The sequence below is a fragment of the Microcoleus sp. PH2017_09_SFU_O_A genome, from assembly GCF_020738625.1.
In the GTDB taxonomy this organism is placed as follows: Bacteria; Cyanobacteriota; Cyanobacteriia; order Cyanobacteriales; family Microcoleaceae; genus Microcoleus.
This window is the reverse complement of record NZ_JAEQCF010000057.1, coordinates 62713-70140: the sequence shown is the minus strand read 5'-3', so window position 1 is coordinate 70140 and position 7428 is coordinate 62713. Positions and strand designations below refer to the sequence as shown.

The 7428-nt window shown below is 46.9% G+C and carries 5 protein-coding genes; 1 reads left to right on the top strand and 4 read right to left on the bottom strand.

The genetic code is table 11. The features are described 5' to 3' along the window. Window positions 1–772: 772 nt before the first annotated feature. Together JGK16_RS21190 and JGK16_RS21185 are read right to left on the bottom strand one after the other, a co-directional pair. A complete protein-coding gene (locus JGK16_RS21190) occupies window positions 773–907 on the bottom strand; it encodes a hypothetical protein (RefSeq protein ID WP_293178250.1) in 135 nt (44 codons plus the stop codon). Window positions 908–945: 38 nt separating this feature from the next. After that, window positions 946–3117, bottom strand: coding sequence for a CBS domain-containing protein (locus tag JGK16_RS21185; RefSeq protein WP_293178253.1), 2172 nt, complete (start codon window positions 3115–3117; stop codon window positions 946–948). A 251-nt stretch (window positions 3118–3368) separates the two neighbouring features. On the opposite strand from JGK16_RS21185, the gene JGK16_RS21180 reads away from it, so the two are divergent. After that, window positions 3369–5930 (top strand): PhoD-like phosphatase, encoded by a 2562-nt coding sequence (locus JGK16_RS21180; protein WP_293192341.1) that lies wholly within the window; start codon window positions 3369–3371, stop codon window positions 5928–5930. 3 nt (window positions 5931–5933) lie between these two features. Here JGK16_RS21180 and JGK16_RS21175 read toward each other — a convergent pair whose 3' ends face one another. After that, the gene (locus tag JGK16_RS21175) at window positions 5934–6239 is read right to left on the bottom strand and encodes a hypothetical protein (protein WP_293192343.1); all 306 of its coding nucleotides are present in this window, start codon (window positions 6237–6239) and stop codon (window positions 5934–5936) included. 62 nt (window positions 6240–6301) lie between these two features. Then, the coding region (locus JGK16_RS21170) for a tetratricopeptide repeat protein (protein ID WP_293192345.1) at window positions 6302–7428 on the bottom strand (1127 nt) is incomplete at its 5' end.

The window sequence follows — 7428 nt, the reverse complement described above, 5'->3', positions numbered from 1 at the left end:
TGGAAAGCACTCGTAGGTGTCGTGACCTTACTAACGTAGCCTAGTTAAAGACTTAGACTGGCTATCTCGTCCACTTTTGTCCAGTGTTTAGCGGATAGCCCCAATGCAATAACCTTTCCTCCAATGCCCTTACCGCAATCCCATTCTTGTCTAGTTTGGAGTTGCTGTGCGGAAAGCTCGTTGAAAGCATTATTAGCTAACTTACGAGGAAAAGAAAGGGGCTCTCGAAATGAAAATGCTAGTAATTCTATTTATTTTGCATCTTTGGGCATCTTAGCTGGTTTTTTGATTTACAAATCTATTTTTATAAATATTTTAGATTTTATTTAAGTTTTAGAATACTTTCTTAATAAAAAGAGGTACAAAAACAAAACAAAAATTAACTTCTCAAATAATCTCGGTCTTTGGGTTTGGGGCTAGGATGGGTGCAGTTGATGGCTTGTGGGGTAAGTGGAGGGGGAACAAAGGCGCTAGTGGATGAGGCAAAGCGGAAAGTAAGTTGGGTTAATTGGGCCTGGGATGCCAAAATTAGACGATTTTGGATTTGAGATTTGAGATTTTAGATTAGGAAAGAGTGATTTTGCTGCGGTTTTGAGTGTTGTGTAAAAAATTGTGAATTTTTAGTAATTGAGCGGCGACGGGCGAGGGCGAGAGTCTCCGAGTGGGAGATTTGGGGAGAGTGTCGGAGTTCCGAAAATCTGACAACTGTCAACTGAGGGCGGGCACAGGGGCACCGCCCCTACCGGGAGCATTTTTGCAAAAAGCATTTTTTTTACAGTGCGAGCGTCCCCGCTCGCGTATTGTAAAATACGCGAGCTCCCGACAGCACTACAAATGCAAAACTGAGATACACCGCCCCTACCAACTGCCAACTGCCAACTGCCAACTGCCAACTGCCAACTGCCAACTGTCAACTGTCCGCTGTCAACTGTCCGCTGTCAACTGTCAACTGTCCGCTGTCAACTGCCTTCTGACGATCGGAATCTCGATCGCAAACTCAGTCCCCAGTCCAACTTCCGAAACGCACTCCAGCCGCCCCCCATGCTGTTCCACAACTAAATGATAGGAAATAGACAGCCCCAGCCCAGTCCCCTTACCTACTGGTTTGGTAGTAAAAAACGGGTCAAATAGTTGCCTGCAAATCTCATCCGGTATGCCCCCGCCGTTGTCGGAAATGCGGATCGCTACAACATCGCCAGCAACAACTTCAGTGCGAATTGTAATTGCGGGAAGAGTCAATGGAGAACTAGGAATTAACGGCGGTGGATTTTTCCCATTTCCCTTTCTCCATTGGCCCTTCTGGATTGCTTCATCCAAAGCATCAATAGCATTGCCGATAATATTCATAAACACTTGATTGATCTGACCTCCACAGCACTCGACGCTGGGCAAATTGCCGTATTCCTTAATAATTTGAATACCTGGATGTCCGCCGTGAGCTTTGAGCCTGTGCTGCAAAATCAACAAAGTGCTGTCGAGTCCCTCGTGAATGTCAACGAATTTGACGCTAGTTCGATCCGATCGCGAAAAATTTCGCATTGACAGGACTATTTGGCGGATGCGATCGGTGCCAACTTGCATCGAAGACACGATCTTAGATAAGTCTTCCACCAAAAAATCGATTTCCATATCTGCTGCTGCTTCCCTAATTTCCGAGACTGGTTCGGGATAGTGCTGCTGGTAAAGTTCTAATAGTTGAATTAATTCTTTGATGTAATGACTCGTGTGGGAAAGATTGCCGTAGATGAAATTAACCGGATTGTTAATTTCGTGGGCGATACCGGCAATCATTTGTCCCAAAGAAGACATTTTTTCGGTGTGGACTAATTGAGTTTGAGTTTGCTGCAATTTCCGCACTGTTTGCTCTAATTGCTCTGCTTGATTTTTCAAGCAGGTTTGCTTTTTCCGCAGCACTTCTTCTACTCGCTGGCGCTTGATAATATCCCGTCTTAATAATTTATTTGATTCTAAAAGTTGGGCGGTGCGCTCTTCAACTTGTTTTTTTAAGTCTTCGTGAGCTTGGTGCAGGGCTTCTTGGGCGCGCTGCCGCTCTAAAATTTCTTGCTGTAAAAGTTCGTTGGTTTTCTGCAATTGGGCGGCTCTATCGTCTACTGCTTGCTGCAAAAGCTCGATCGTCCCGTACATCTCAGATTGGTTAAAAACTTGCGGCAAACTTGTCAGAGAAACAACACCCAAAAGCTCTCCGTGACTGCCAACTACTACCAAACGGCAGACGCAATGGCGCTGCATTTCCTGGTGGGCGCGGAAGAGGGAATCGGTGGCAGATATGGAAAATAAAGGCGCACTCATGGCATCAGCCGCTGAGATTTCCGAGAGGTTTAATTCGAGGGCGTGAAACTGCACGATGTCGCGCTCGGTGACAATGCCGATCGGGATTTGATACTTTTCTATTGGTACGATCCGCTGTGGATGCTGAATTTGGTCTTCGACAATGACGACGCAATGGGATCGATTTTTGACCATGAGCTGGGCTAATTCGAGGGCTGAGGCAGTCTTTGGGGCACAAATGACTTCTTTTGTCATGACATCTCCCGCACAGCGCAAATTTGCTAGCAAGTTCACTGGTTGTAGGGCTTCGTGAATGGCTTCGCGGGTGATGATTCCGACAAGTCGCGAGTCCTCATCGACTACGGGTAAGTGCCGGATGGAGTGCTGGCGCAAGGTGAATATAGCGGTGAAAATATCTTGAGACTCGGATTGTTTGAGGGTAATGGGCGAGTGAGTCATTACCTCAGCAATTGTCAGTCCGATCGCACAATTTACCAGAGTAGTTAACTTAACGATATCCCGTTCTGTAAAAATGCCGATCGGGCGATCGTCCTCCACGACTATGACACAACTGCGCTTGGCCGTGTTCTTAAGACTCTTTTGTTTTTCGCTACAAAGCTGACAGGAGACGCGCATCGGGTTCATGAGAGCCAAGACTTCGGCGATCGGTGTTTCTGGAGCCACTGTCAGGGGATGGCGATCGATCGATCGATCTAAAGGTGATAGATCGATCGGTGCGCTGTTGGGTTCTACAGGGGATGCTGGTGGTTTAATTGCGAGCTGGGGGACTGAATCTAAAAAATGTTGTAAATCTTGTTCTTGTAGCATAGTGATTATTAATTTTCCTTAATGAATTGTTACAATTTGGCGGACATGAGTTGACAGACTTAGCATTAATTAAGTGGAAGAAGGAACCGAAAAACGGATACCGTGCCACGTAGTCCTATAGTGGTGAGCTCCAAATTTCAGATCCTAGTTCAAGCTTCCAGATTGATATATGGAGTAAATCTCAAATCTCAAATCGGCTGACAGATACTTTGCCAAAAACCCGTTATTTAATTTTTATTTGTTTAATTCCTATGTCGTGGACACCATTAAATCATCGAATTCATCATTTGCCGCTGATTCTTGCAGGCCCGATTTTGCGCCGAATTGAAACTGGGGGCGTAACAGTTTGGCTGGCTTTGAAAGCACCCCGTCAAGTCGAACTCAAGGTTTATGCGACTGAGGGCGGCACCGGTGAAATTGTCGGTACGCCCTTGCTGCAAGGTGCTAGCTCTACTGTGCGGCTTGGCAAATACCTGCACGTAGCGGCCGTGACTGCTAAACCAATCGACAGAGATATCTTGACATACGGGCAAATTTATGCTTATGACATTGAGTTTGCGGGGAGTCAGGAGTCGCCGTCGGTGGGAGTCCCAGAAAATGAGCAGGAAAATCTCCTTTCTTGTCTGTGGCCGACTGCTGCTGATTTGTCAGTTTTGGGGCCACAGACGATCGGTTATTTCGCTCACGGGTTGCCGACTTTTGCCCTGCCACCAAGGGATTTAAACTATTTGCGTATAGTGCACGGTTCTTGTCGCAAGCCCCACGGAGACGGCAGAGATGCGCTGCCAATCTTGGATAATTCGATCGAACAGTTTGCAGGTATGGCAAATTTCCGCCCCCACCAACTGTTTTTAACGGGTGACCAAATTTACGGCGATGACGTTGCCGATGCGATGCTGTGGGCCTTGACTGATGCTGGCGATACACTGTTGGGCTGGGAAGAGAATCTGCCCCTGATGAATGATGCCCAAATAAAAAAGAATTTGTGTACCAGTATACCTAAGAAATCGGAAAAGAAAAATGTAATTCGCCAAGAGAGGGAAATTTTTAGAGAATCGCCAATTCAGAAAGCGTCTGATGCTGAGTCTGAATACAAAAAACCAATTGAGTTGCAGCCGGGGACTCGCAGCGATATTGCTAGAGATTTTGGCGGTTTTACGGCGATGTTGGTAAATAAACCGGATAAGGCTAAAAGTCACTTGTTTGGTTTGGGCGAATATTGCGCGATGTATTTGTTAGTTTGGTCTCCTGTGCTTTGGTGCGATAGTTTTCCGAAGGGTAACGATATTTGTCAAGATTCTAAGCAAGCAAAAGTCTGGGATAGAGAAGTTGTAGAACTTGACGGTTTTTGTCGCAATTTGTGGCGAGTGAGGCGGGCGCTGGCTAATATTTCTACTTATATGATTTGCGATGACCATGATGTTAGCGATGATTGCTTTTTGAATCGAGAGTGGTGTTACCGGGTGTTGGGGAAGCCGCTGGGCCGCCGGGTGGTGCAGAATGCTTTGCTGGCTTATGCTGTGTTTCAGAGTTGGGGAAATACGCCCGCACAGTTCGAGTATGGAAGAGTAGGAGATAAGTTATTAAAAGCTGCTAAAAAGTGGTCGGATTCGGCGGGGACTGATGTTGGTGTTTGGGAGGATGCTGCTGGGTATTTGGGGATTCCGGCGGTTGATATTGAAACTGGTTTGCCGAAGTTTAAGTTAGATGAAGATGTTTTGATTTTGGATCGAGATGATGAGGTTTTGAATTGGCATTTTACCGTGAGAAGTTTTAAGCATGAGGTGATTGTGCTGGATACGCGGACTTGGCGGGGCTATCCGCCCGAAAGTGCGATCGCCCCGCCGATGCTTTTGACTCACAAAGGTTTTGATGAGCAAATTCAGCAGCCTTTGCGGGAGACTGAGTTGCTGAATAAATCTGGGGAATTTGCGATCGAGGCGACGCTGGTTGTGGTGCCGACTAATTTGGTGGGTTTATGGATTATTGATGCGGTGCAAAGGCGGGATGTGGAACAGGGAAAGGTTTTTAATACCGATGCGGGGGATGCTTGGAATTTTCATGAGTTGGCTTTTGTGAAGCTGTTGTCGGAGTTTTTTAAGCAGCGCGATCGGGTGATTGTTTTGACGGGGGATATCCACTATGCTGGTGCTGTGCGGTTGAGTTATTGGTCGGATTGTCATTTTGGCGATTCTCGCTCTGAGATTGAGCGTTTACCGTCTGTATCTGGGGTGAATGGAGAGTTGAAAATTGCGAGTCAAAGATTGTCTGTTTTGGCGCAGTTAACGGCTAGTGCTTTTATTAATGAGGAGTGGACAACTCATGTAATTCATACTAAGATTAAGTCGTTGTTTCCTGAGCGATCGCACGAACGTTTGGGATGGAATGAGCCGCTGGAGTTGGTGAAGATTCCGAGACGTGGCAGGAAGAAGGCTGTGGCTGCTGTTGTGAGGGATAGGCAATCTTTGCCTGATTGGGGTTATCGAGTTGACTGGATGAAGCGGCAAAGATCTCGGGTGTTTTTGCAGCATGAAGATGGTAATTCGTCAAGTATATTACCTAAAAATAAACTGTTGTTACTGTTGCGTCGTTTGTGGAATTTGATAGCGCTGTTGTGGCGGAATCGGTGGCTGCAAGAGGGTGATGAGATTGTGGGTTATGGCAATATTGCGATCGTCAGTTTTCAGTGGCCTGCTGAGGGTGATGGGGAGAAGGCGGTGATTCAAAGTGTTTATTGGCGGCCGCTTTGGGCACCGGATAGTGTGGTTTACAGTCAGTATTTTGTGTCCCTGGGATTGGATGGGGATGATTAGAAACTAATCTGTCATTGCGAGGAACGAAGCAATCCCAGAAACCCGATCGCCCATCCACAAAAAACCCGATCGCCCATCCACACAAAACCCGATCGCGAGGCCCCAGAAACCGGGTTTTTTCGACAATACTCGATCGCACGCCACAAATTCGGCCAAAAACCCGGTTTCTTTGTCGGAGTCGGTAAATCCCATGCACAAAAAATGCGATCGCCCATCAACCAAAAACCCGGCGGTTGAAACCCAAAAACCCCGGCGGTTGAAACCGCGGCTACACAGACAAAACCCGCCTGCGCGGGTTGAAGATTCCATTATTTCTTCGTCCGCGGAGGCGGACATTGTTTGTGTAGACGCGGTTTCCAACCGCCGGGTTTCTAACCACCCAACAACAACTCCTGAAACCGCGCATCACCCCGAATCCCATCAAAATCCGCATCCATTTTCGCTAACTCTCGATATTCTTCCGGTTCCAATTCAATCGCGCGCCGCAAATTTTCCACTGATAACTCAACATTATCTTGCAAGGCGTAAATGCAAGCTTTGCCACCATAAGCATTAGCATAATCCGGGTTAATTTCTAAAGCTGTATCCAAATAATCTATCGCTTCCTCATAGCGACCTAATGTCATCAAAGTATAAGCTCGATTATGCAATATATGACAATAATTTGGTTCCAATTCTAAAGCTCTATCATAGCTGGATATTGCCTCTTCAGCGCGTCCAGCCCTTCCCAGCGCAATGCCGCGCCAAACCCATAAATAAGCTCGATCGGGTTGAATTTGGAGCACGAAATCAAAACAGCAAATAGCTTGTTCGTAGCATTCTGAATTGCATAGCGCTTTGCCTTGTCTGCTCCAAAAATCGCAGTCATCAGGCTGGATACTCATCGCTCGATTCCAGCTTGCGCGGGCGGCATCTTGACTGTCACATTTCATCAACGCCAAGCCTCGGTGAAACCAAAATTCTCGGTTTTCTCCTTCTATTTCGATAGCTTTGTCAAAACTGGTGACAGCTTCTTCACAGCGCTGCAAATTGTCCAAAACCTTACCGAGTTCAAACCACACAACAGCCGCATCCGGCCTCAATTCTGCAACTTCAGTTAATTTCGATAACGCTGCTTCATACTGTCCTTGTTTTGCCAGCAGTAAACCCTTGTAAAACAAAGTAAGCGGATTATTTGGCTTGTAGGGAAACGGCATTGTCGTGTCCCTACTATGTCCCTGTTTCATTCCCTCCAATCTCAGGAAATGCACCCGTCCCCATGAATCGCCCGCTACAACTGTCACCCCATCAGGCGCAAAAGCACAGCATTTAAACCCATATTCTCCGCTGAAACTAGCAACCTCTTTACCTGTGAGCAAATCCCAGATTTTCAGGGGATCCAAGAAAGCGGAAATCGCTATTTTGCCGTCTGGTGCGATCGCCACTGCACTTACCCTGTCACTATGACCGGTGAGAGTTTTCAGTTCCCGGCCTGTCTCGGTGTCCCAGATTTTCAGGG

Coding starts and splice junctions, on each gene's coding strand:
- JGK16_RS21180 (WP_293192341.1), top strand. CDS start 3,369: ATGTCGTGGACACCATTAAATCATCGAATTCATCATTTGCCGCTGATT.
- JGK16_RS21185 (WP_293178253.1), bottom strand. CDS start 3,117: ATGCTACAAGAACAAGATTTACAACATTTTTTAGATTCAGTCCCCCAG.
- JGK16_RS21175 (WP_293192343.1), bottom strand. CDS start 6,239: ATGGAATCTTCAACCCGCGCAGGCGGGTTTTGTCTGTGTAGCCGCGGT.